General features: G+C 47.8%; 22 protein-coding genes. 5 read left to right on the top strand and 17 right to left on the bottom strand.

The window, feature by feature from the left end:
* Positions 1–22: 22 nt before the first annotated feature.
* Entirely contained in the window at positions 23–1,558 is a 1,536-nt protein-coding gene (locus BOC67_RS05455) for a sensor histidine kinase (protein WP_291908117.1), read from the bottom strand.
* 141 nt (positions 1,559–1,699) lie between these two features.
* Between BOC67_RS05455 and BOC67_RS05450 the strand changes: the two genes are divergently transcribed.
* A complete protein-coding gene (locus tag BOC67_RS05450) occupies positions 1,700–1,903 on the top strand; it encodes a hypothetical protein (protein ID WP_291908116.1) in 204 nt (67 codons plus the stop codon).
* A 112-nt stretch (positions 1,904–2,015) separates the two neighbouring features.
* On the opposite strand, the gene BOC67_RS05445 is transcribed toward BOC67_RS05450, so the two are convergent.
* Complete coding sequence (locus tag BOC67_RS05445) at positions 2,016–2,363, bottom strand: hypothetical protein (RefSeq protein WP_291908115.1); 348 nt, start codon at positions 2,361–2,363, stop codon at positions 2,016–2,018.
* Positions 2,364–2,482: 119 nt separating this feature from the next.
* Here BOC67_RS05445 and BOC67_RS05440 point away from each other — a divergent pair, with 119 nt between their 5' ends.
* The 3 genes from BOC67_RS05440 to BOC67_RS05430 are packed head-to-tail and all read left to right on the top strand — an operon-like array spanning position 2,483 to position 5,238.
* A complete protein-coding gene (locus tag BOC67_RS05440) occupies positions 2,483–3,262 on the top strand; it encodes a Ku protein (protein WP_291908113.1) in 780 nt (259 codons plus the stop codon).
* On the top strand, positions 3,259–3,858 hold the full coding sequence (locus BOC67_RS05435; RefSeq protein WP_291908111.1) for a DNA polymerase ligase N-terminal domain-containing protein: 600 nt from the start codon (positions 3,259–3,261) through the stop codon (positions 3,856–3,858). Before BOC67_RS05440 ends, BOC67_RS05435 begins: the two co-directional genes overlap by 4 nt.
* Before the next feature lie 42 nt (positions 3,859–3,900).
* A complete protein-coding gene (locus BOC67_RS05430; RefSeq protein ID WP_291908110.1) occupies positions 3,901–5,238 on the top strand; it encodes a sigma-54 dependent transcriptional regulator in 1,338 nt (445 codons plus the stop codon).
* Here the strand turns inward: BOC67_RS05430 and chrA are convergent.
* The 4 genes from chrA to asnS all read right to left on the bottom strand — a co-directional run bounded on the left by chrA (position 5,233) and on the right by asnS (position 9,910).
* Positions 5,233–6,426 (bottom strand): chromate efflux transporter, encoded by a 1,194-nt coding sequence (gene chrA, locus BOC67_RS05425; protein WP_291908108.1) that lies wholly within the window; start codon positions 6,424–6,426, stop codon positions 5,233–5,235. The genes BOC67_RS05430 and chrA overlap by 6 nt on opposite strands.
* Positions 6,427–6,771: 345 nt before the next feature.
* The gene (locus BOC67_RS05420) at positions 6,772–7,728 is read right to left on the bottom strand and encodes a 2-oxoglutarate and iron-dependent oxygenase domain-containing protein (RefSeq protein ID WP_291908107.1); all 957 of its coding nucleotides are present in this window, start codon (positions 7,726–7,728) and stop codon (positions 6,772–6,774) included.
* An 84-nt stretch (positions 7,729–7,812) separates the two neighbouring features.
* Positions 7,813–8,328 carry a biopolymer transporter ExbD gene (locus BOC67_RS05415; RefSeq protein WP_291908106.1) on the bottom strand — a complete coding sequence of 172 codons (516 nt, stop codon included), beginning with the start codon at positions 8,326–8,328 and terminating at the stop codon, positions 7,813–7,815.
* 142 nt (positions 8,329–8,470) lie between these two features.
* A complete protein-coding gene (gene asnS, locus BOC67_RS05410) occupies positions 8,471–9,910 on the bottom strand; it encodes an asparagine--tRNA ligase (protein ID WP_291908105.1) in 1,440 nt (479 codons plus the stop codon).
* A 395-nt stretch (positions 9,911–10,305) separates the two neighbouring features.
* Here asnS and rho point away from each other — a divergent pair, with 395 nt between their 5' ends.
* On the top strand, positions 10,306–12,021 hold the full coding sequence (gene rho / locus BOC67_RS05405) for a transcription termination factor Rho (RefSeq protein ID WP_367115527.1): 1,716 nt from the start codon (positions 10,306–10,308) through the stop codon (positions 12,019–12,021).
* 219 nt (positions 12,022–12,240) lie between these two features.
* Here rho and BOC67_RS05400 read toward each other — a convergent pair whose 3' ends face one another.
* From BOC67_RS05400 to BOC67_RS05350, 11 genes are all read right to left on the bottom strand, one after another.
* Complete coding sequence (locus BOC67_RS05400) at positions 12,241–12,846, bottom strand: DUF6850 family outer membrane beta-barrel protein (protein WP_291908104.1); 606 nt, start codon at positions 12,844–12,846, stop codon at positions 12,241–12,243.
* A gap of 282 nt (positions 12,847–13,128) precedes the next feature.
* Positions 13,129–13,884, bottom strand: coding sequence for a response regulator (locus tag BOC67_RS05395; protein WP_291908103.1), 756 nt, complete (start codon positions 13,882–13,884; stop codon positions 13,129–13,131).
* A 30-nt stretch (positions 13,885–13,914) separates the two neighbouring features.
* Positions 13,915–15,981: a histidine kinase gene (locus BOC67_RS05390; protein WP_291908102.1), complete on the bottom strand. Its 2,067-nt coding sequence runs from the start codon at positions 15,979–15,981 to the stop codon at positions 13,915–13,917.
* Positions 15,982–16,020: 39 nt separating this feature from the next.
* Complete coding sequence (locus BOC67_RS05385; RefSeq protein ID WP_291908100.1) at positions 16,021–16,251, bottom strand: 4a-hydroxytetrahydrobiopterin dehydratase; 231 nt, start codon at positions 16,249–16,251, stop codon at positions 16,021–16,023.
* A gap of 66 nt (positions 16,252–16,317) precedes the next feature.
* Positions 16,318–16,761, bottom strand: a complete 444-nt coding sequence (locus BOC67_RS05380; protein ID WP_291908098.1) for an IPExxxVDY family protein — start codon at positions 16,759–16,761, stop codon at positions 16,318–16,320.
* 107 nt (positions 16,762–16,868) lie between these two features.
* Complete coding sequence (locus tag BOC67_RS05375; protein WP_291908096.1) at positions 16,869–17,066, bottom strand: DUF5522 domain-containing protein; 198 nt, start codon at positions 17,064–17,066, stop codon at positions 16,869–16,871.
* Positions 17,038–17,745 carry a tRNA (guanosine(46)-N7)-methyltransferase TrmB gene (gene trmB, locus BOC67_RS05370; RefSeq protein ID WP_291908095.1) on the bottom strand — a complete coding sequence of 236 codons (708 nt, stop codon included), beginning with the start codon at positions 17,743–17,745 and terminating at the stop codon, positions 17,038–17,040. Before trmB ends, BOC67_RS05375 begins: the two co-directional genes overlap by 29 nt.
* 426 nt (positions 17,746–18,171) lie before the next feature.
* A complete protein-coding gene (locus BOC67_RS05365) occupies positions 18,172–18,438 on the bottom strand; it encodes a hypothetical protein (RefSeq protein ID WP_291908094.1) in 267 nt (88 codons plus the stop codon).
* Between the two features lie 5 nt (positions 18,439–18,443).
* Entirely contained in the window at positions 18,444–18,965 is a 522-nt protein-coding gene (locus BOC67_RS05360; protein ID WP_291908093.1) for a hypothetical protein, read from the bottom strand.
* A gap of 319 nt (positions 18,966–19,284) precedes the next feature.
* Positions 19,285–20,262: a DUF3871 family protein gene (locus BOC67_RS05355; RefSeq protein ID WP_291908092.1), complete on the bottom strand. Its 978-nt coding sequence runs from the start codon at positions 20,260–20,262 to the stop codon at positions 19,285–19,287.
* Positions 20,263–20,336: 74 nt separating this feature from the next.
* On the bottom strand, positions 20,337–20,735 hold a 399-nt coding region (locus BOC67_RS05350; RefSeq protein ID WP_291908090.1), incomplete at its 5' end, for a hypothetical protein.

Here is a 20,735-nt window from a genome sequence, read left to right as displayed (position 1 = left end):
CAGGTTCACAGCAAGAACGATGCTAAGCTTTATGTTGCTCGGCAAATTCTTCACTTTTTAGCTGCTGGATCAGGGGGAGGATCACCGTAAATGTGGCGCCTTTGTCGGGGTAACCGTTTGCCATGATAAAGCCATGGTGACTATCTACTATTTTCTTGCAGATGGCAAGCCCGATGCCGGTTCCGCTGTATTCACTGATGCCGTGGAGGCGCTGGAAGATGAGGAAGATACGTTCGGCATAGGTCTGGTCAAAACCTATCCCGTTATCCTCAATCCTTATCCTGCAATATTGTTCCTGCCAGTGATTTTCCTTGACGAAGCCCAGGTCCTCACCGGACACCACCTCATTGTGGACGTTTATATGCAGTTGCCGCTCCGGCTGGGAAAATTTAATCGCATTGGCGATCAGGTTCTGAAACAGCTGGTGGAAAGCGGTAGGGTTACCTTCTATCACCGGCAGTTCATCCACATGGATGACTGCGTTTTTCTCTTCCAGGGTGATTTCCAGGTCGCTGATCACTTCCTGCAGCAGTTCATCCATGTTGACCGGCACAATGCTTTCCGGCACAATACGGCCGGCCCTGGAAAAGGTGAGCAGGTCGTTGATCAGGATCCGCATGCGTGATACGGCTGCCACCATGCGGTCTATCAGCTCGCTGGCATCAGCCGGCAGGTGCTCTTTGTATTTAACCTGCAGCCTGTCGGAGAACGTGGAAATTTTTCGCAGCGGCTCCTGCAAATCGTGGGAAGCCACATAGGCGAATTGTTCGAGCTCCTGGTTGGTCTTATTTAACAGGGAAATATTTTGTTGTAAATCCCTTTGGTAAGATTTCAGTTTGGACTCAATATGATGTTGCAGCCTTACTTCCTTGGTGAGGGTGATGTACGAATAGATGCCGATGGTAATGGCTACCAGCGAGGAGATGAAGATCATGGGTACCCACAGCCCGGAGAAAAAATTAAAGAGTTCTGATTTTTCATGCACCTGGCTTTCCTCAATATGTATCATTTCCCGCACGGTATGGTCAATACGGTCCATCACGCCTTCGCCGGCGAGCACGGTGGCTTTCTCCTCCCGGCTCATCACCGCTTCGGCATTACTGCCCAGGAGCTGTTCGTATTTGAGGGAAAGGAGCTGGCGGAGGGTATCCAGGTGCAGCTGTTGTATTTTGCTGTCAGCGGTTACTTTCCGTAACATCTGGTATTCCTTCTCAATGCGGAGGCTTCTGTCTTTCATGGAAGGATCGAGGAAGGAACTGTCTTTAGTGAGCTTGAAGCCGCGTATAGCGGCCTCAGCCTCCTTCACCTGTTTGGTGATGACTTCCAGTCGTTTGGAGACTTCAATAGCGTGGTTAAGCCTGGCAGCGTTATCCAGGAGGTTTTTTGCAACAAGATAGGAGAAAATCGACGCTGTCACGATAACTGTAAACGCAATGAAAAAACCAATCTGTATTTTCTTGTGTACGGAAAAATGCATATCGTCTTTGTTGTTTACTGCAACGGCATTTGAAGATACTATATCTCCCGGAATTTTTGGCAGGCTGTCATTTGTTTTCATGGCAGATATTGAGCAACAATTTCCACGGTTGGAACGTAAATTTCTACAACCATGGCGGGTTCTGATGTTGAGGGCAGACTAACTGTGCTGGAACGAACTTTGATTTTTCAATAATATATGTTCACCTTTAAACTGTAAGCTATGGCAAATAATCCAAATCCAGACAGGAACAGGGAACCAATTCCTCCTCAGCCGGATAAACCGGCTCCGGACAGGCAGGAGCCAGGAAAACACGAGCCCACTCCCATGCAGCCTCCGCCGGATAAGCCTGAAATAAGGCCTATTCCACAAGAGATCCCGGACCGGCAGACGCCACATCAGCCTGCTGATCCGCAGACGCATTGATTTTGCTTAAGCAAAGCAGTATAAGGGGCAAAGCAGCAAGGATAACAGGTTCCTGCTGCTTTGCCCCTTATACTTTAACGAAAGATGATGTAAGGGACTTTGCTCCCTTACCTTATCCAAATAACAACTGTTCATCCCTGTCCTCGACAGGAATTTTTTGTATGAATTCATCAAAGCCTGAACCGGCATGGTCGCTATAAGCGCCATAGGCGTCCAGTACGAAGCTTTTATCCCCGTCTTTATCTTCCAGTACATACAGCACGGAAGAGTCGGAAGGGTCGGAGTCACCTTCAAATCGATATGTTTTGACAATTAACAGATCTTCCGGATTATATATCTTTTTAGATTCCGGATTTTGCATGCGGCCATGGTCGCTGAGTTTCAATTCATGATCAAAGCCTCTCTCACGCAATTTTTCCATTACTCTTGTCAGTGTTGTCATTTCGCCTGGCTTTTCCATAAAAAAGGGTTTTTGGTTATCCTTAAAAATCCAAAAGTTATGCCGCACCCATTCGTTGGACTTATACAACACATGGTACTATTTGTGTGTTAGTTAACTATAACCAAAAACCTTTAGTTATGAGAGCAATCTGGTCAGGCGCCATCGGATTCGGACTGGTAAACATACCGGTGAAGCTATACAGCGCCACACAGGATAGCCATATCAGCCTGGATATGCTGGACAGCAAAAATATGGGGCATATCCGGTACAAGCGTGTAAATGAAGACACAGGTAAGGAGGTTCCCTGGGAACAAATTGTGAAAGGCTACCTGTACAACGATGAATATGTTGTACTGGAAGATGAAGACTTTGAGGCGGCCAGCCCTAAAAAAAGTAAGGTGATCGAAATATCTTCCTTTGTGGAAGAAAGCGAGATTGACGACATCTACTTCGAGTCGCCCTATTTCATTGAGCCGGCTAAAGGAGGGGAGAAGGCTTATGAACTGCTCCGGCAAACCCTTGAAAAAACGAAGAAAGCAGGGCTAAGCAGCTTTGTGCTGCGTACGGCGGAACACCTGGCCGTCATACGCCCCCGGGAAAACTACCTGCTGTTACAACAGCTGCGTTTTGAAGAAGAACTGAGGTCCGCCGAAGACCTGAACCTGCCTAAAGGCGTAAAGCTGCAGAAAAAGGAACTGGACATGGCGGCCGCACTGGTGAAGGAATACACGGAGAAGTTTGACATCACCGCGTATAAGGACCAGTACAGCGCCGAGCTGATGAAAATCATCAAGGCCAAAGCCAGTGGTAAAAAGCCGGTGGTCAAAAAGCTGCGTGTGGTACATACCAAGAGTAGCGATCTCTTTGACCAGCTCAAGGCCAGTTTGGGTAAATCAGGTAAAAAGAAAGTATCATGACGCTTACAAAGTACAAGGCTAAACGAAATTTCAAAGAAACGACGGAACCCCAGTCCGGTAAGCCCGAAGCGGGTAAGCATATTTTTGTGGTCCAGCGCCACCAGGCTTCCCGGCTGCATTATGACTTCCGCCTGGAGGTAGACGGAGTGCTTAAAAGCTGGGCCGTCCCCAAAGGGCCGTCCCTCAACCCGGCGGATAAGCGCCTGGCGATGGAGGTGGAAGATCATCCGTATGATTATAAAGACTTCCAGGGCGTCATCCCCGAGGGGAACTACGGCGCAGGCAGTGTGTACATCTGGGATAAAGGCACCTACACCCTCCTCAACGATGAGGGGAAAAATTTCGACAAGCAGGCATTACGGGAAATCAAAGCCGGTAACCTCAAAATTGTCATGAAAGGCAAAAAGCTGAAAGGCGAATTTGCCCTCGTGAAAATGAAGACGGCGGAGTCCAATGCCTGGCTGCTTATCAAGCATAACGACAAATACGCGGTGGACGGGTATAACAGTGAGGACTATACGCCACAACGTGTGAAAGACCAGGGAGAGAAATATAAACCCCTCCCCAAAAAAGCCGCTGCCAGGGCTAAAAAATAAGACTGCGTAGCGCGTTTGCCTTTCTGCTATCTTTGCAGGGTTATGGCTAAGGGTCACATTCTTATTATCGATGATGAAGACCAGCTGCGCAAGCTGATGAGCAGGCTGCTGGCACTGGAAGGTTATACCATGCACGAAGCTCCCAACGTGCGTACAGCGCTGAAACTGCTCGAAAAAGAGGAGGTCCAGGTGATCCTCTCTGATGTAAAGCTGCCGGACGGTAACGGTGTGGAATTAGTGCAAACCATCCGCAGTAAGTATCCACAAACTGAGATCATAGTACTCACCGCCTATGGCAATATTGCCGATGGGGTACAGGCCATTAAAAACGGCGCTTTCGACTATATCACCAAAGGCGACGATAACAACCGCGTCCTCCCCCTGGTGAGCAAAGCGATGGACAAAGCGGTGCTGCAATACCGCGTCCGCGATCTGGAAAAAAAATTAAACGGCAAATACAGCTTCGATACCATCCTTGGCAACAGCGAGGAAATCAATGCCGCTGTAGCCCTGGCGCGGAAGGTAGCCATGACGGACCTTACCGTCCTCCTCCTGGGGGAAACGGGTTCCGGCAAGGAGGTTTTTGCCCAGGCTATTCACCAGGCCAGCAGCCGTAACCAGCAGCCCTTTGTGGCCGTCAACTGCAGCGCTTTCGGCAAGGATATCCTGGAAAGCGAACTGTTTGGCCATGTAGCCGGCGCATTTACCGGTGCGGTAAAGGACAAGAAAGGCTTTTTTGAAGAGGCCAGGGGAGGTACCATCTTTTTGGATGAAATAGGGGAGATGCCGGTGGAGCTTCAGGCCAAAATGCTGCGTGTGCTGGAAGTGCAGGAGTTTTATAAAGTCGGGGAGTCCAGGCCCACTAAAACGGATGTACGGGTCATTGCCGCTACGAACCGTCACCTCGAAAAAGAGATAGAGGCAGGCCATTTCCGGTCGGACCTGTTTTACCGCCTCAGCGCCTTCCAGATAGTACTGCCCTCCCTTAACGAACGTAAAAAGGATATTCCGCTGCTGGCGGCCTTCTTCCTGGACCAGGTGGCGCCTAAACTTAACAAGCGCCTCAGCGGCATGACGCCGGCTTTCCTGCAGGCTTTGCAGCAACATTCCTGGAAGGGAAATATCCGTGAACTTAAAAACGTGATCGAAAGGGCAGCCATACTAACGGATACCGATACACTGGATGTGAACGCGCTGCCGTTCGACTTCCGCCAGGATGCCGCGGCGCCTGCCTCCATGCGCCTTGCGGAGGTAGAGAAGTACCACATTTCCCGGGTACTGGCTCATGTCAAAGGCAATAAAACAAAGGCAGCCGAATTACTGGACATCGGTCTAACTACGTTGTACAATAAAATCAAGGAATATAACATCTCCCTATAACAACCACCCCAGCAATACACAGGTGAGTACAATTACCGGGGAAGGGAGCTTGCTGAACAGCAGCAGGGCCAGGGTGGATACCATCACGAGGATATTCACCGGCGATACGGGGATTGCAAAGAAGAGGATAAAGGTGGCCGCCCACATAATGCCCACTACCACGGCGTTGATGCCTTCCAGCGCCCTGTAAATGATCACATATTTTTTCAGGTTGTGCCAGATGGGGAAGAAGAAGAGGACCAGTAACAAGCTGGGGAGGAAGATGGCCACCGGCGCCAGGATACAGCCCAGGAACTGGTAACCCATGCCCAGGTTGCGCATGGCCATGCCTCCTACATAAGCAGATATGGAGAAGGTAGGGCCGGGCAGGGCGCGCATGATCCCTGCTCCCGTCAGCAGCTCTTCGGCCGTCAGGAACTGGGTTTTGGCCCGGAATACGTACTGTTCCAGCATCATGGCAATGAGGATATCCCCTCCGCCGAATACCAGGCTGCCGAAACGATAAAAGTTCTCAAAAAGGTTGAACGGCCGGCGGGTGATCCAGTCGTGCGTACGGGCCACCTCAGACATAAAACCCGCCAGTATGAATAATAGTACAAACAGCCAGATGTTGCCCCATTGGATCTTTTTGGGCTTTTCCGCTATATCGGGGATACGCTTGTTGCTGAAGTTGGTCACAATGCCGCCACCTATGATCAGGGCGGGGAAGGTCCAGGGCGATTTCAGGAAGAAGGCCACCAGCACGGACCCCATCATGATGCAGCAGGTAGCCGTGTTTTTAATACTGATCCTGAATGCCTTGATACTGCCATAGGCCAGGAAGCCTACCGCCATCGGCTGTACGTAAATGAAGATATCCGTATGGAGGGCCTTTTTATCGAAATATTGCAGCAAAAAGCTGAGGGAGCCCATCAGCAGGCAGGCCGGCGTGATCCATATCAGCAGGGTGATAATGGCCAGCAGTACGCCCCCGCGTTTATAACCAATCAGGGTAAGGGTTTGGGAAGACGATGCGCCCGGCAGCAGCTGGCAGAAGGCGTTATATTCCATCAGTTCCTGTTCAGTAACATCTTTACGTTGCTGAACAAATGTTTTCATCATCATTGCCAGATGACCCTGGGGGCCGCCATAGGCAGTAAGACTATGCAGGAGTACTGCTTTCAGGAATGGAATATGACGTAGAATCACAGTTTTAGTTAAGGGTGGTTAGCCTTTGTGATACAATTAACACCGTTAAAATACCACAAAATACAACAGTGTTGCTAATTATTCCAAAGTAGCGGGTTATTACAGGCACGGTACTTGTAATATCCAGCACATTGTATTGTGTTATGGCCTTTTATCCGTTGTGTGCATTTGCATCTGTAGCCGTGTAGCCTCGTAATTATGGGCAGTTAACCTGCTCTCAATAATAACCATATCGAATGTTCGAAAAACCATCGTCTGGACAGTAATAACTCTTCAGATATGCAAGCTTAAAGTCCCGGAAGGTACACACTTTCCGGGGCTTTAAGTTTTATTGCTACTTGCAGATTATTTTTTCAGACCGATTTCGCGGAGGCGTTCATCCAGGTATTCGCCCGCTGTGATGGGTTCGTAGGCAAGCGGATTTTCTTTGGTAACGCAGCTCTCCAGGCTATCCAGCTTCATGTCTGATTTAGGATGCAGGAAGAAGGGGATGGAGTAACGGGAAGTGCCCCACAGTTCGCGTGGCGGATTTACTACGCGGTGCGTGGTGGATTTCAGTTTATTGTTGGTCAACCGTTGGAGCATATCGCCCACGTTTACCACGATCTGCTCCGGCAGCGAGGTAACCGGTACCCAGTTGTTTTGTTTATCGAGGATCTGCAGGCCGTCGGCAGAAGCGCCCACCAGCAGGGTGATCAGGTTGATATCCTCATGCTGTTCGGCCCTGATGGCTGATTTAGGTTCTTCTTTAATAGGAGGGTAGTGGATGGCTCGCAGGATGGAGTTGCCATTGTGGATTTTATCGTCGAAATAATGCTCATCCAGGCCGAGGTAGAGCGCAATAGCCTGCAGCAGGTAGCGGCCGGACTGCTCGAAGCCGCGGTAGGCTTTGAAGAAGGTGGGCGTAAATGCCGGCACTTCGTCTACCTGTACGTTAGGCGGGTAATGTTCCACGGTAGGGTCGTTATCCTCCACTGTTTGCCCGAACTGGAAGAACTCCTTCAGGTCCGGCGCTTCGTAGCCTTTCGCATGTTCCTTCCCGAAGCTGGTATAGCCTCTCTGGCCGGCCAGTTCAGGAATTTCGTATTTGTGTTTTATATCGAACGGGAGTTTAAAAAACTCCTGCACGTATTTGTACAGGTCAGCGATCAGATCATCAGGAATGCCGTGGTTTTTAACGGCCACAAATCCTACTTCTTCATAAGCTTTGCCCAGTTGCTGTACAAAGGCAGCCTTGCGACTGGCGTCGCCTGACGTAAAGTCCGCGAGGTCCACGGAGGGAATGGAGTGGGTAATTGCCATATTGCTATTGTTTTGGAGTGGTAAAGGTAGCAAATCCTTACCACATGGAATCCGGCCCCGGGATTGGCGGGGCCGGTAATATGGCTATTTATTGAACCAGGCAGTTTCCTGCGGAGTAATGTCGGTAACGGCGTAGCGGTCAATCTTATTGATCAGCATTTCATCCATGATGTCCACCAGGTTTTTATAGCTGGCGCCTTTATCGGCCTTGATGAGTACCATCAGTTCGTTGGAATGGTACTTTTCCATGACCGCCGCTTTCTTGTTGATAACTATATCCCGGATGCCGTTTTTATTGGCGAAAGAGGACCGGCGTATTTCCGGGTTGGCGTCCGTGCCTTCGTACCAGGCCACCTGGTTATTGGGGCCAAGGATGACCGTTAAGGCCTTTGATTCCCCCAGCTTCATGGGTTCGCCATCTTCCCGGGGCATGAGGAGCTGCAGGTTTCTGGGCTGTGCCATGGTGGTTGTCAGCATGAAAAAGGTGATCAGCAGGAAGCCAAGATCCACCATGGGCGTCATGTCCACGCGGGTAGATTTTTTAATGCTTCTTCTTTTGCCATCGCGCCGGTTGCCGGATGTAGTGTTAATTTCAGCCATTGTATAACAGTTTAGTATAAACGAAAAATGGTTGAAAGCGCCTTCATCAGTAAGATGCGATGTGGCGGAGATTCCATACATAGGGGGCAAAAAAAAACTCCCGCGGTGTGCGGGAGTTGAGGAATATTATATGCGTCCACTACTAGAACTCTGCGTTCTTCGGCGTACGTGGGAAAGGAATCACGTCCCTGATGTTGGTCATACCGGACACGAAGAGTACCAGTCGCTCAAAGCCCAGTCCGAAGCCGGAGTGCGGGGCAGTACCGAAGCGGCGGGTATCCAGGAACCAGCTGAGTTCTTCTACCGGCACATGCATTTCTTCCATGCGTGCCACCAGTTTCTCGTAGTTTTCTTCGCGCTGGCTGCCGCCTACAATTTCGCCGATGCCGGGGAAGAGGATATCCATCGCTCTCACCGTCTTACCGTCTTCGTTCAGCTTCATGTAGAAGGACTTGATCTCTTTCGGATAGTCGGTAAGGATCACCGGTTTCTTAAAGTGTTTTTCCACGAGGTAGCGTTCGTGTTCGCTCTGGAGGTCGGCGCCCCAGCCTTCGATGAGGTATTGGAATTTCTTGTTTTTGTTAGGTTTGCTATCTTTCAGGATGCTGATCGCTTCCGTATAGGTCAGGCGCATAAACTCGTTGTTGACAACGAATTCCAGTTTTTCGATGAGGCCCATTTCGGAGCGTTCTGCCTGCGGTTTTGTTTTCTCTTCTTCGGCGAGGCGGGTAGCGAGGAACTCGAGATCTTCCCGGTTATGTTCCAGCGCGTAACGGATCACGAACTTGATAAACTCTTCCGCGAGGTTCATGTTATCTTCCAGTTCATAGAAGGCCATTTCCGGCTCAATCATCCAGAACTCAGCCAGGTGGCGGGCGGTGTTGGAGTTTTCGGCGCGGAAGGTAGGTCCGAACGTATAGATATCGCCCAGTGCCATAGCGCCCAGTTCACCTTCCAGCTGGCCGGAAACGGTGAGGTTGGTAGAGCGGCCAAAGAAGTCTTCCTTATAGTCGATTTCCCCGCTTTCAGTGCGTGGCGGCTGGTTTAAGTCCAGCGTGGTTACGCGGAACATTTCGCCGGCGCCCTCTGCGTCGGAAGCGGTGATGATAGGCGTGTGGAGGTACACAAAGCCTTTTTCCCGGAAGAACTGATGTACGGCAAACGCCAGGGAGCTGCGCAGGCGAAAGATAGCGCCGAATGTGTTGGTGCGGAAACGTAGGTGTGCGATTTCGCGCAGGTATTCGAGGCTGGGCCTGTTTTTGAGCTGCAGCGGATATTTTTCCGGATCGCAATCGCCCAGGATGGTCAGGGATGCGGCTTTCAGCTCTACCCGCTGGCCTTTGCCCAGGGAAGGAATTATTTCGCCCACTGCGCTGATAGCAGCGCCGGTGGTGATGCGCTTCAGCGTGGCAGGGTCTGTATGCTCGGTATCTATTACTACTTGCAGATTATTATTGGTAGAGCCGTCATTTAAAGCTATAAACTGATTGTTGCGGAAAGACCGCACCCAACCCTTTACTGTAACTTCATAGTTAGTCCTGTCGTCTGCCAGGATCTGTTTAACTTTTACCCTTTGGCTCATAATAAATAAATTTTAGGAGTGCAAAAATAAGCGGAATTCTCCATAGTGCATAACCCGGTTACCTGCAATTAGCGCCGGAAATGCAAGGCGGCTTTTCCCAAGGAAATGTTAAAAAAGCACTTAAAATGGCTGCAATCTAGCGGCAACAAGGAAAGGAGAGGCTAACAGGGGGCAAATTTTTTTGGATAATTATGAAAGTTGTTTTAATCTTGCGGTATAATCTGTCTGATTAAGTCCAAAATTACCACCTTCATCAGCAGTTCCTGAACTCAACATTCCCTATCAAATTTAATAATCAAATTAAATTTATTGACTCAAAACAATTATTTGTAATTGGTGCGTGTTGGTATGCAGTGGTACCCGCCTCACATGACTTCTAAAATTTGACAATTCCGATGATGTACGACATCTTACAATTGAACGACATGCTCGTTCCAGAACTGCTTGACATAGCAGAGAAACTGGACGTTCCAAACGCAAAAAAACTGAACAAACAAGACCTTATCTACAAGATTCTTGATAAACAAGCTGTAATGGCTTCTGCAGATAACCCAGCAAACGGAGAAGAGAAAAAAGCACGCAAACGTAAACCAGTAAAAAAAGAAGAAGAGCACGTAGCTGAAGAACCTCACCATACTGAAGAAAAACCTGCAGCAAAGAAACCAGCGAAAAAGGCCACTACAGGCAAAAGCAAGGAAACCGAAGATAACTCCGAACCCGCTCCGAAACCGAAAATTAAAAACTTTGATATAGACCTCGACAGCATTCCTTCCCTCACCTTCGATGACGATGATGATATCATCATTCCTTCGTTCACGGAAGATATGCAGGAAGAAGAGGAAGAAGTAATACCGGCGCCGGTTGCGGAAGAAGAAGAGGAAGAATTACAGGATGAGGATGATGATTTCGTGATGCCTGAAGAACCTGATACAATCGCGCCTGCAGCGCAGAAGAATAAATTCAGCAACAAGAAAGAGCCCGTATTCAATATCGAATTCGATGGCGTGATTGTTAGCGAAGGCGTGCTGGAAATGATGCCTGACGGCTATGGTTTCCTCCGCTCCTCCGATTATAACTACCTGAGTTCTCCGGATGATATCTACGTATCTCCGTCCCAGATAAAATTGTTCGGTCTCAAAACCGGCGATACCGTTAAAGGTTCGGTACGCCCTCCGAAAGAAGGTGAAAAATATTTCGCCCTCCTGAAAGTGGAGACCATCAACGGTAAATCCCCGGAAGAAGTACGCGACCGTGTACCTTTCGATTACCTCACCCCGCTGTTTCCTTTCGAAAAACTGCGCCTGACCACCACGTCCAATAACTACTCCACCCGTATTATGGATATGTTTACGCCAATCGGTAAAGGGCAACGTGGTCTGATCGTAGCGCAACCGAAAGTGGGTAAAACCATGCTCCTGAAAGAAGTGGCCAACGCCATCGCTACCAACCATCCTGAAATTTACCTGATGGTGGTACTGATCGACGAACGTCCGGAAGAGGTGACCGATATGGAGCGCAGCGTAAAGGCAGAAGTCATCGCTTCTACCTTCGACGAGCCGGCAGAAAAACACGTGAAAGTTTCCGCTATCGCCCTGCAGAAAGCAAAACGCCTGGTAGAATGCGGTCATGATGTGGTGATCCTGCTTGACTCCATCACCCGTCTGGCACGTGCGCACAACACCGTGGCCCCTGCCTCCGGTAAGGTATTGAGCGGTGGTGTGGAAGCCAACGCCATGCAGAAACCTAAACAATTCTTCGGTGCGGCGCGTAAAATCGAGAACGGTGGCTCACTGACCATCCTCGCTACTGCGCTGATCGACACCGGTTCCAAAATGGACGAGGTGATCTTCGAAGAGTTCAAAGGTACCGGTAACATGGAGCTGCTGCTGGATCGTAAGCTGGCTAACAAACGTATCTTCCCGGCCATCGATGTATCTGCATCTTCTACCCGCCGCGATGATCTGCTGCTGGATAAAGACTCCCTGAAACGTATCCATATCCTCCGTAACCACCTGGCAGATATGAATACCGACGAGTCCATGCACTTCATGCTGCAGCATATGCGCGGAACCAAGAACAACGAAGAGTTCCTGATCTCTATGAACGGATAGGATCAATAGGTTATTGATAATAAAAACGGCGGTGAAGTAATTCACCGCCGTTTTTTATTTATCATCAGGGATCATGGGAGTGCGGCGCGCCGGCGCGCCACATGCTATGCGCTCTGCCTCCCGCCATAAACCCTCCCACCCCAAAACAAAACAGCCGCCTCAAACGAGACGGCTGTTCCTATTACCATAAAATTTTCACATAAAGTCACGTGGTAACTACTAGAACAGGAAGTTAACACCCAGGGAGAACTGCTGTGTGAACTGCACACCGAAGTCGCTGAAGTTAGTTTTAACACCTGTAGCTTCGTCTTTCTTCTGTTGGAACTGGTAACCGATACCACCGAACATACCTTCCACCATGAAGTGTTTGGTTACGAAGTAAGAGATACCTGGCTGTACGTTTACATTAAACTTGTTGTAGCTGTAAGTTTTAACATCCGCTACTTTTTTGTTACCGAAGCCATAAGATGCATTACCTTCAGCAAAGAACGCAAATTTGGAATCACCCAGCATGTGGTAGTTACGAACAAAGATACCAGGGTTGATATCCAGCGTTTTAGTCTTTACATCAGCTGTATTCTTTTCGAAACCGAAGTTTGTTCCTACGAACACACCCAGTACCCAGTTGCTGTTCAGTGCATAACCTACTTTAGGGCTAATACCGAAAGAAGTGCTGGTATTTTTCTTGTCAGCATCTTTCACTTTTTCAGAAGAGGAGATAACATTAACATTACCGCCCAGTAAAATATCGCCTTTGGAGATTTGCGCTTTTGCTACCTGGGTGCCGAACAGAGCTGCTGCGGCAATTACAATCAACTTTTTCATCTTTCGTTAATTTAAATATTCATTAAAACTGTGCTTCCTATCTTAATTTTTTTCTACATACCTTGGCGGCTGATTCTGGTCGATTGCAATACGATATTGGTCTGACTATTTGACTTTTTCGTTTCGCGGGTCAAATGTACGGGCAAAAACTATTCAACCAAATTTTTTTGTTAAGAAATTGTTACGTATCCTTCGCGCACTCGTATTAATTCATACTGCCACAATCGGCTTAAAATCGTGGAAATGCAATAGGGTAGGGTATTTTGACTGTGTCAACTTGTTTTAATGCTCTCCGTGAAGCCGGGTTAACAACTCCTTTTTTCTTCTTTCCGAGATATCCAAAGTTTGCCCGTTTTGCAGGACCGCCCGGGCGCCATCCCCGGAAAGTCGCGCCACTGCCGACAAACGCACTATTTGGGTATTATTTAACTGATAGAATCTTAAACCGGAAAATAACTCCAGGTAGTACCTAAAGGAGCCCGCGGCTGCAACGGCACGTCCATCGCGCAGGTAAAAAACGGCCTGGTCATCGGCCGACTCGAAGAATTCAATCTCTCCCAAAAAAATCACCTGCTCCTGGTTATCCTTATCCGCAATGATCACCTGCCAGTGATGGTGTTGCTGGGAATTGAAATTCTCCATCAGCACCTGGTAGCGGCGGGTAACCACCTTTTCCTCCACCCGGCGCACCACCGTACCAACCGCCTGCAACAAGCTTTCCTTATCCACCGGCTTCAGTATCAACTCCACCTCGCTCAAACGTATAATCTGCAAAAACTTCTTTTCAAAAGCCGTTACAAAAATAGCTTCAAAGCTCAGCTCCGCCTGCGTGGCCGCCAGGATGTCGAACCCCGTGCCATCCGGCATCTCCAGGTCCAGGAATACCAGCTGCGGCCGATGCTCCCGGATACGGGCAATACCATCTGCACAGTCGGTAGCCATAGCCGCTATCTCAACGAACGGGCAATATTTTTCCAGCATCAGTGCAATAATGTCCCTGCTGTTCCGCTCATCGTCTATAATAACTGCTTTTACCATATTTGAGAATTCTAACATTTACGAATACACTTAGAGTTGAGGGATCAGGATGCGGATCAGGGTGCCGCTGTTGCATTCCTGTTCTACCGACTTATCGATCACCTCAATCTGTATTTCCGTGTTGTACATCTTGTTTAGCAGGTCCGCCCTGTTCTGGCTGATTTCCATGCCGGACGACTGGTGGTGCTTCGGCAGGCTGCGCAGCGCCCGGGCCCGGGTAATGCCAATCCCGTTATCCTCTACAATACATTCCAGCATATCCGGCTCAATCTGCGTAAAGCGGATGGAAAGCTTGCCCAGCGTCTGCCTCGGGTTGGTCATCCCGTGCTTTACAGCGTTTTCCACATAGGGCTGCAGCAACATCGCCGGAATTTCCAGCTCGGCGGTGGCTATCTCGGGATCTACGATCACCTCGTATTCCATCCGGTTTTCAAAGCGCATTCTTTCCAGGCCAAGATAAGTATTCAGATAGGTTATTTCATCTGCCAGGGAGATAAAATTCCGCCGGGAAAAATCAAGCGTCTTCCGGATCAGGAAAGAAAAATCAGAGAGGTACTTCTGCGCAAATTCAAAGTCCCGCTGCATGACGAACAACTGGATCGAGTTCAGGCAGTTGAAAATAAAATGCGGATTTATCTGCGCCCGTATAGCCTTCAGCTCTATCTCCGTGAGCTTTTTCACATACTCCGTTTCCAGCTGGATCTTGCGCTGCTCTTCCAGTTCCTGCTTTTTCCGCAGTATCTCCGTGGTTTGTTCTTTCACCAGCTCTTCCAGCTGCTCATTCAGCTTGCGTTGCAGCTCCTTGTTCTTATTCAGTTGTTTGATCAGCATCTCCTGGGTGCGGGTGCGCTCCATATGCACCAGCTTATTCCGGTAGCTGAGGCCGGCCAGTACAAAGAAGGCCTGCAGCAGGATGCCGCCGATCAGCAGGATGGTAGGCGCGGATAACTCGCCCAGCGCGCCTACTAACCCCAACGGGCGTACGTGGATCAGGAAGGAGCCCAAACAGGCCAGGTACAGGCATACGGAGCCGAAGAGGAAAAATTTCACCAGCGGATGATGCTGCGATCTCCTGGCCAGCGCTATGAAAATGGCCAGCAGCGGCACCAGCGTCCCGAAGTACACATACCCGTATATAATGGTAGGAAGATGATACTGCTCCGCCGCTATCAGGTAGATGCAGATGAGGATCAGCCCGCCCACGACGGCCGCCACCCAGGTAAACACCCGTTCCATAAAGGGATAGCGCTCCTTCAGGTTCAGGAAGGCATTCCCGAAAAGGAGATACATCAGGTAAAAGCAAAACAGCAGCCCCGGTATATCCCAGTAGTATTTCAGCATGGGCCAGCGGTGGAAAAACGAAAGCTGGTATGGCTTGCTTTCCAGCCGCAATGCAAAAAAGAGAATCAGGCCCAGCACATAAATCGCGAAGTAGAGGTACGACCTGTCCGGCAGCTGTATATAATTAATGATCGATATCCCCAGTATCACCAGCAGCATCCCCAGCAAAACCAGTATCACAACGGATTCCCGCCGGTAGCCTTCCACCTGGGCATTCTGGAACTTCACAAACGCGGAGGAGTTGTACAGGGTAGGCTCAAACGGATTTTCGTTGAAAGATTTATTGATGATATGCAGGTAAAAAGTCCGGGTATGATGCGCCGGGATATCGGCTACAAAGGCGTAATTATTCCATCGCTCCACGCCGCCGCGGTCCAGCATCAGCCCCGTTTGTACCAGCAGGGACGGCGCTTTGCCGGGGTCCTGTTCGTACCAGTACATGAAATCATGCCAGCCGGTAAACAGCAGCCAGGAGGCATTGGTGCTGCCCGGGTTCTTAATATTGAGTTTAATCCAGCAGTTATTGGGCTTGCTGTTATTGCGGGGCGCCGCATGAAACAATTGGGAATTGAGGTAGAACGGCAGCTGAGTAGCCGCGTCAATGGTAAGGCGGCCGGTAGCGTCCTCGATGGACCCCACGTACGGGCGCAGGTCAATGGCAACAGGCGCCGCGGATGGCTCTATTGTTAAGGTATCGGGCAGTTCGCTCCGGTTGGTGGCAAAGGTGATAGCCGCTGTGCAACAGCACAGTAACATCAATAGCAGTATGCGCTTCACAAATAGCGAATATATAATCTAAAATAATTGGTCGATGGCGCCGGCCAGCTGCCTGTCCTTTTCAGTGACGGTATTGCCGGCATCGTGCGTGCTGAGATAGATTTCCACCTTGTTATACACATTCGTCCAGTAGGGGTGGTGATCCATCTTTTCAGCCGTCAGTGCCACCTTGGTCATAAAGGCAAAAGCTTCCCGGAAATCCTTGAATGTAAAGGCCCGGTAGAGCTGATTGTTTTTTTCTTCCCACATATGCGGAAATTTTTATCGTAGGGTTTTTCTACGTGGACTGGTTAAGATTATTTGGTTATGTCCTGCCTAAAAAATGAGGTTCATCTTGTTCTTGATCTCTCGTATATCCAGTAAAGATACTAATTGTACCAGCGGTACGTGCCTCAAAGCTTCCACAATTTTTTTCACATCTTCCAGCTGGTAGTAATCGCCTTTGATCATCCATAAAAAATGGATCTGCTTCAGTTCAGGCAACAGGAATTCGGCCTGGCAATGGTTGTTGTAGCAGTAATGCACCACGGCGTTGGTGGGCTCATGGAAGTCCAGCACGGGAAAATGGTAGGACCTGTTTTTTTTAGACAGGGTAATCTCCAGCGAGTTATTCACCCGGAAATTGGTATGGAGGTGACGGTTTATCTGCCAGCAGAGTTGGTAATCGCGGGCAGTAGAGGCTATTCCAATCAAATGGCAACTGTCAAAAAAGTCCTCCACCAGTTGATCCTGATCCAGCTTCAGTTTAAGTATCGTCATAATTAAAGATAATGGGGAAAATCAAGCAAACATGCAAACGGGGTGTTATTTTTTGATTTTTTCATGCCGGAAGCGGGCAGGGGAGGCCGCTTCCGGCAGATGGCAGGTTAAGGCTGCCGGTTGTCTTTTCTTTTATTGAGCAGGAGCGTTCTTTTGGGTTCCGGCACCTTTTCGTAGTTGTAAGGGCAGTGCCGGCAGCCGTTGCCGCAGCAGTAGCCGCGCTCGAGGTGGTATTTTTCCGTAAACACCATATATCCCTGCCCGTTATAGTAGAAATCAACTTTTTCTATCAGCGATTTCTTCATCAGTGGCTAATTTAATCGTACGCCAGTCCATCGGGGCTTCCGGCAGCTGGAATTTCAGGAAGCGGATGGTGCGGCCATCTGCCAGGTGCGACCGCTCATAATGCGTCTGTATCTGCAACAGCGCCGGCACGGGCTGCAGCGCGTACACATCCGGGATGTTTTCTATCAGTTTGCAACCGGCCTGCTGAATCACCTCCTTGGTAAATTCGTACAGCTCTTCCGAATCCGTTTTCAGGTTGATGGTGGCGCCGGGCGCGAGCAGTGGCTGGTACAGGGCCAGGAACCGCGGGTGCGTCAGCCGTTTTTTGGATTTGGACTGCCGCAGGAACGGATCCGGGAAGGTGATCCATATTTCGGCTACTTCGCCGGGAGCAAAGTAGTTATTGAGTTTATCGATTTGCGTCCGCAGAAATGCCGCATTGCCGAGGTTTTCTTCCAGCGCGGTTTTCGCCCCTCTCCAGATGCGGTTGCCTTTCAGGTCCACGCCCATAAAGTTCCTTTCCGGGAACAGGCGGGCCAGCCCAACGGTGTAATCTCCTTTCCCGCAGGCCAGTTCTAACGTAAGCGGGTGGCTGTTTTTAAAGAATTCGTGCCATTTCCCCTGCATCCCTTCGGGATAGATCAATACATTAGGAAAAGTTTCTATTTCAGCGAAGCGTTCTAATTTTTTTTGTCCCATTTGGCCGCAAAAATACAGTTTTGATTGTTTTTCCTGCAAAGCATTGTAACAGGATAGGGGGAGGGGGAAAGATATAATGCCGCAGGGGCCGCGGCAGCGTTTACAATTCCCTGTTTACGGGGCGGGCTGCCGGGGGCGGCCATTCGCTGGTATGCTTTCCTGTACGGGTAAGGCTTTTCGCGATGCGGCGCCCCGCCTGAAAGCAAAAAAGCCCGTGAGCAGGACCCACGGACTCTTTAAACCAATTCAGCTGTAGGAGGAGGAGTCACACTCTTTTTTTATTAGCTGAAAATCAACTATTTATCTTCCTTCTTTTTGACTGGTGAACATTTGGTGGACTTTTGGGTGCTTCTTATAAGACTAATAACCATTTACCTATACATATCAAGATGCTCTCCTGTAATACATTTTCAGAACCTGCACAGATCACTTTTTGCTTAATCTCCTCATATAGTCATTGATATTTGTTAAACACACCTGTGCCTGCCTTAAAATAGCATCTTTCTCTGCATTACTCAAAGAAGGGATGATATTGTTAATATCATTAGGATCAGGCTTATCCTTGATTCTCATCTTTCTATAGAAGGTAGGAGTACTCCAACCACATTCCTGACAGATGTTTTTCCTTAATTGGGTGGGTAGGTTTATAAATCTGGAATGAACCCTAGCCAATATATTTGATGTTTTTCTCATGTAAATTAGTTTGATGGTTTAATTTCCTTTGATAATTCCAGCAGCACTGAGGAAAAAGCATCTTCCCCAGAAATTGAAGTAATTCCCCAATAGAATGATCCCAAACATTCAAAAACTACTTCCCCCATAATGGTTAATTCCTTTGAAAGCCAGTATGGGACTAGTAGCCAAGAGAAAATATATCTCCTGGAACTGATAGCATTCTCTATCAGGTTTAGATCATGCTTTAACCTGTTAATATCCAGTTGGAGGGCATTTAGCTCATTCCCTGGGCTGGTAACTGATGCTTTGGCTTCTTTGGAGATTAAGACATTTTCAATATCAGACTGCATTTCTTCAATAAGATGTAATGTGCCAGAAAGCCTTCCTGTAGATAGATTGATATTGAAATACTCATTGTTCTCAATATTATTCATGTAATCTGCATAGGTATCAGGATTGAGTATTCTATCAACTATCCTGGTCTGGTCAATAAGTAGGGAATGTTGTAAAAATTCCTGATACTGCTCAACTGTATGTGTTTTCATGTCAGAATTGCATTAAAATGTGAAAATTGCTGTGGTGATACTGCTTCCCATTGATGATATACACTAAAATGTCCTGTAGGGTGATAAGCACTTCTTCCACAATCATTCTGGTGGAGGAAGGAATAGCCCCAATCTGCTGGTTACTTACCACCCCAAATGGACAGTATAGCTTTTTCATCAATCCATGTTTATTGATCACCAAAATGGCTTGTGGACTAATGTAATGTGGGAGGTAGGGTAAGGTCATTTGATTACTTTTAAAACAGAAAAGCCACCCAGATTGGTCTGAATGGCTTAGTATCTGAAAATCAATTATTTATTAATTCAAGAACCAGTTGAAGGAATGGCTGTCCAACCCAGACTTAATTTGTGAAGTAAAATTGATGGCATTGACAGACCTATCAACAAAATTGTCAATGTAGCTGCTTTTAATGGCTCCTGTTAAAAGGTTATACAATCTCCACAGGCTTATATTTCCATCCAGACTACTACAGAAATTTGGGTCTTTATAATATTCTCTGCAAACTGCATTAATCTGTGTATCATTAATCAGTAATGTGGGTATTTCAGCTTTGGCTGATATAGGTAAATGCTGATACATTCTACATTTTCCAATCACCTTGGCAAACTGGCTCTCAGTAAGAGAATACTCAGTCAGTGATTTCATCATAGAGAGGTGATTGACTGACTGGTAATTATTGATGAGTTGATAAATACCTGCTTTCAGATCAGATACACTGTTAACTTTCAAATCTCCAATATAGCCATCACTCCAAACACAGAGATTTGTGCATACCTTGTTTTTGAAGCCTATAAAGACTTTGAAGGATTCACCATTACCTTTCTTTCCAGAAAGATTATCAAGATTATAGGCTTTCACACCTCCAATAGTGAGAGTTAGTTTATTGCCATCAATATAATCATAGATGGATGACACTTCTATAATAAATGCCATTCTCTCAAAAAATATGGTCTTTTCCCATTCCAGCAACTGACTGGCAGGTTTATACTTAGCCTCTGGAATTCTTCCTTTAATGGGGTGAGAAAGCCTGATGTTGGGCTGTAATATCTTTTCTCCATTAAACAGGTCAGAAATAGCCTGGTTAGTTACTTCAATGAAATCTGTCTGGCTAATTGTACTTTCATTATCCTTGGAGAAAACAGGGATAATATGTTTACTGGCTATTTCTTCCAAAGATGAAGGGAAAGTATTAGCCTCAATAAAAGCAGCTTTACTTATATCAGTACTGCTTTGTGGTGGATTATCCAGGTGAATAATTTCATGTCCTTGTACCATAAGATGTAGAGTTAGATTAAATGAAAAAAGGCAGACTGCTTATCACAATCTGCCAGGTATGTCTTTTTGAAATATTATTGAAAAGCCAATACAGGATTGGTTTTATTAAAGGATTCTTCAGGAGAATAGGTGTAGCTATGAGCTAAAGTAATCACTTCTCCTGTTGATGGAACAGTATATTGATAGGGATCACATTCTTCTCTTTTGATACAACCATTGATTTGAGTGCCAATCAAGGATTTAGCAGTTGTTTCATCAAAAGTGCATGGGATAAAACACTTCTTTGCAGTAGCATAAAATCTTCCAGTTGTGGCATTTTGTACCATTTCAACACCTCCCTGAATTTGTAATACCATAAAGAATTTACCATCTTTTTGTAAGCTTCCCCTAAAACTAAGCCAGTCAGGATTAGAGCTTCTCATGCAATAGACCTTGATAAAAACGCTCGGCGTATTTGCAAGGAGATAGATACC

This window comes from Chitinophaga sp. CB10, from assembly GCA_001870995.2.
In the GTDB taxonomy this organism is placed as follows: domain Bacteria; phylum Bacteroidota; class Bacteroidia; order Chitinophagales; family Chitinophagaceae; genus Chitinophaga.
Note: the sequence above shows the minus strand (reverse complement) of the source record. Positions and strands in the feature narration are given on the sequence as shown.

Coding starts and splice junctions, on each gene's coding strand:
- BOC67_RS05375 (WP_291908096.1), bottom strand. CDS start 17,066: ATGAAGAAATCGCTGATAGAAAAAGTTGATTTCTACTATAACGGGCAG.
- BOC67_RS05435 (WP_291908111.1), top strand. CDS start 3,259: ATGACGCTTACAAAGTACAAGGCTAAACGAAATTTCAAAGAAACGACG.
- rho (WP_367115527.1), top strand. CDS start 10,306: ATGATGTACGACATCTTACAATTGAACGACATGCTCGTTCCAGAACTG.
- BOC67_RS05430 (WP_291908110.1), top strand. CDS start 3,901: ATGGCTAAGGGTCACATTCTTATTATCGATGATGAAGACCAGCTGCGC.
- BOC67_RS05450 (WP_291908116.1), top strand. CDS start 1,700: ATGGCAAATAATCCAAATCCAGACAGGAACAGGGAACCAATTCCTCCT.
- asnS (WP_291908105.1), bottom strand. CDS start 9,910: ATGAGCCAAAGGGTAAAAGTTAAACAGATCCTGGCAGACGACAGGACT.
- BOC67_RS05395 (WP_291908103.1), bottom strand. CDS start 13,884: ATGGTAAAAGCAGTTATTATAGACGATGAGCGGAACAGCAGGGACATT.
- BOC67_RS05360 (WP_291908093.1), bottom strand. CDS start 18,965: ATGAAAACACATACAGTTGAGCAGTATCAGGAATTTTTACAACATTCC.
- BOC67_RS05380 (WP_291908098.1), bottom strand. CDS start 16,761: ATGACGATACTTAAACTGAAGCTGGATCAGGATCAACTGGTGGAGGAC.
- BOC67_RS05420 (WP_291908107.1), bottom strand. CDS start 7,728: ATGGCAATTACCCACTCCATTCCCTCCGTGGACCTCGCGGACTTTACG.
- BOC67_RS05440 (WP_291908113.1), top strand. CDS start 2,483: ATGAGAGCAATCTGGTCAGGCGCCATCGGATTCGGACTGGTAAACATA.
- BOC67_RS05385 (WP_291908100.1), bottom strand. CDS start 16,251: ATGTGGGAAGAAAAAAACAATCAGCTCTACCGGGCCTTTACATTCAAG.
- BOC67_RS05400 (WP_291908104.1), bottom strand. CDS start 12,846: ATGAAAAAGTTGATTGTAATTGCCGCAGCAGCTCTGTTCGGCACCCAG.
- BOC67_RS05415 (WP_291908106.1), bottom strand. CDS start 8,328: ATGGCTGAAATTAACACTACATCCGGCAACCGGCGCGATGGCAAAAGA.
- BOC67_RS05355 (WP_291908092.1), bottom strand. CDS start 20,262: ATGGTACAAGGACATGAAATTATTCACCTGGATAATCCACCACAAAGC.
- trmB (WP_291908095.1), bottom strand. CDS start 17,745: ATGGGACAAAAAAAATTAGAACGCTTCGCTGAAATAGAAACTTTTCCT.
- BOC67_RS05390 (WP_291908102.1), bottom strand. CDS start 15,981: ATGTTACTGTGCTGTTGCACAGCGGCTATCACCTTTGCCACCAACCGG.
- BOC67_RS05445 (WP_291908115.1), bottom strand. CDS start 2,363: ATGGAAAAGCCAGGCGAAATGACAACACTGACAAGAGTAATGGAAAAA.
- BOC67_RS05455 (WP_291908117.1), bottom strand. CDS start 1,558: ATGAAAACAAATGACAGCCTGCCAAAAATTCCGGGAGATATAGTATCT.
- BOC67_RS05365 (WP_291908094.1), bottom strand. CDS start 18,438: ATGAGAAAAACATCAAATATATTGGCTAGGGTTCATTCCAGATTTATA.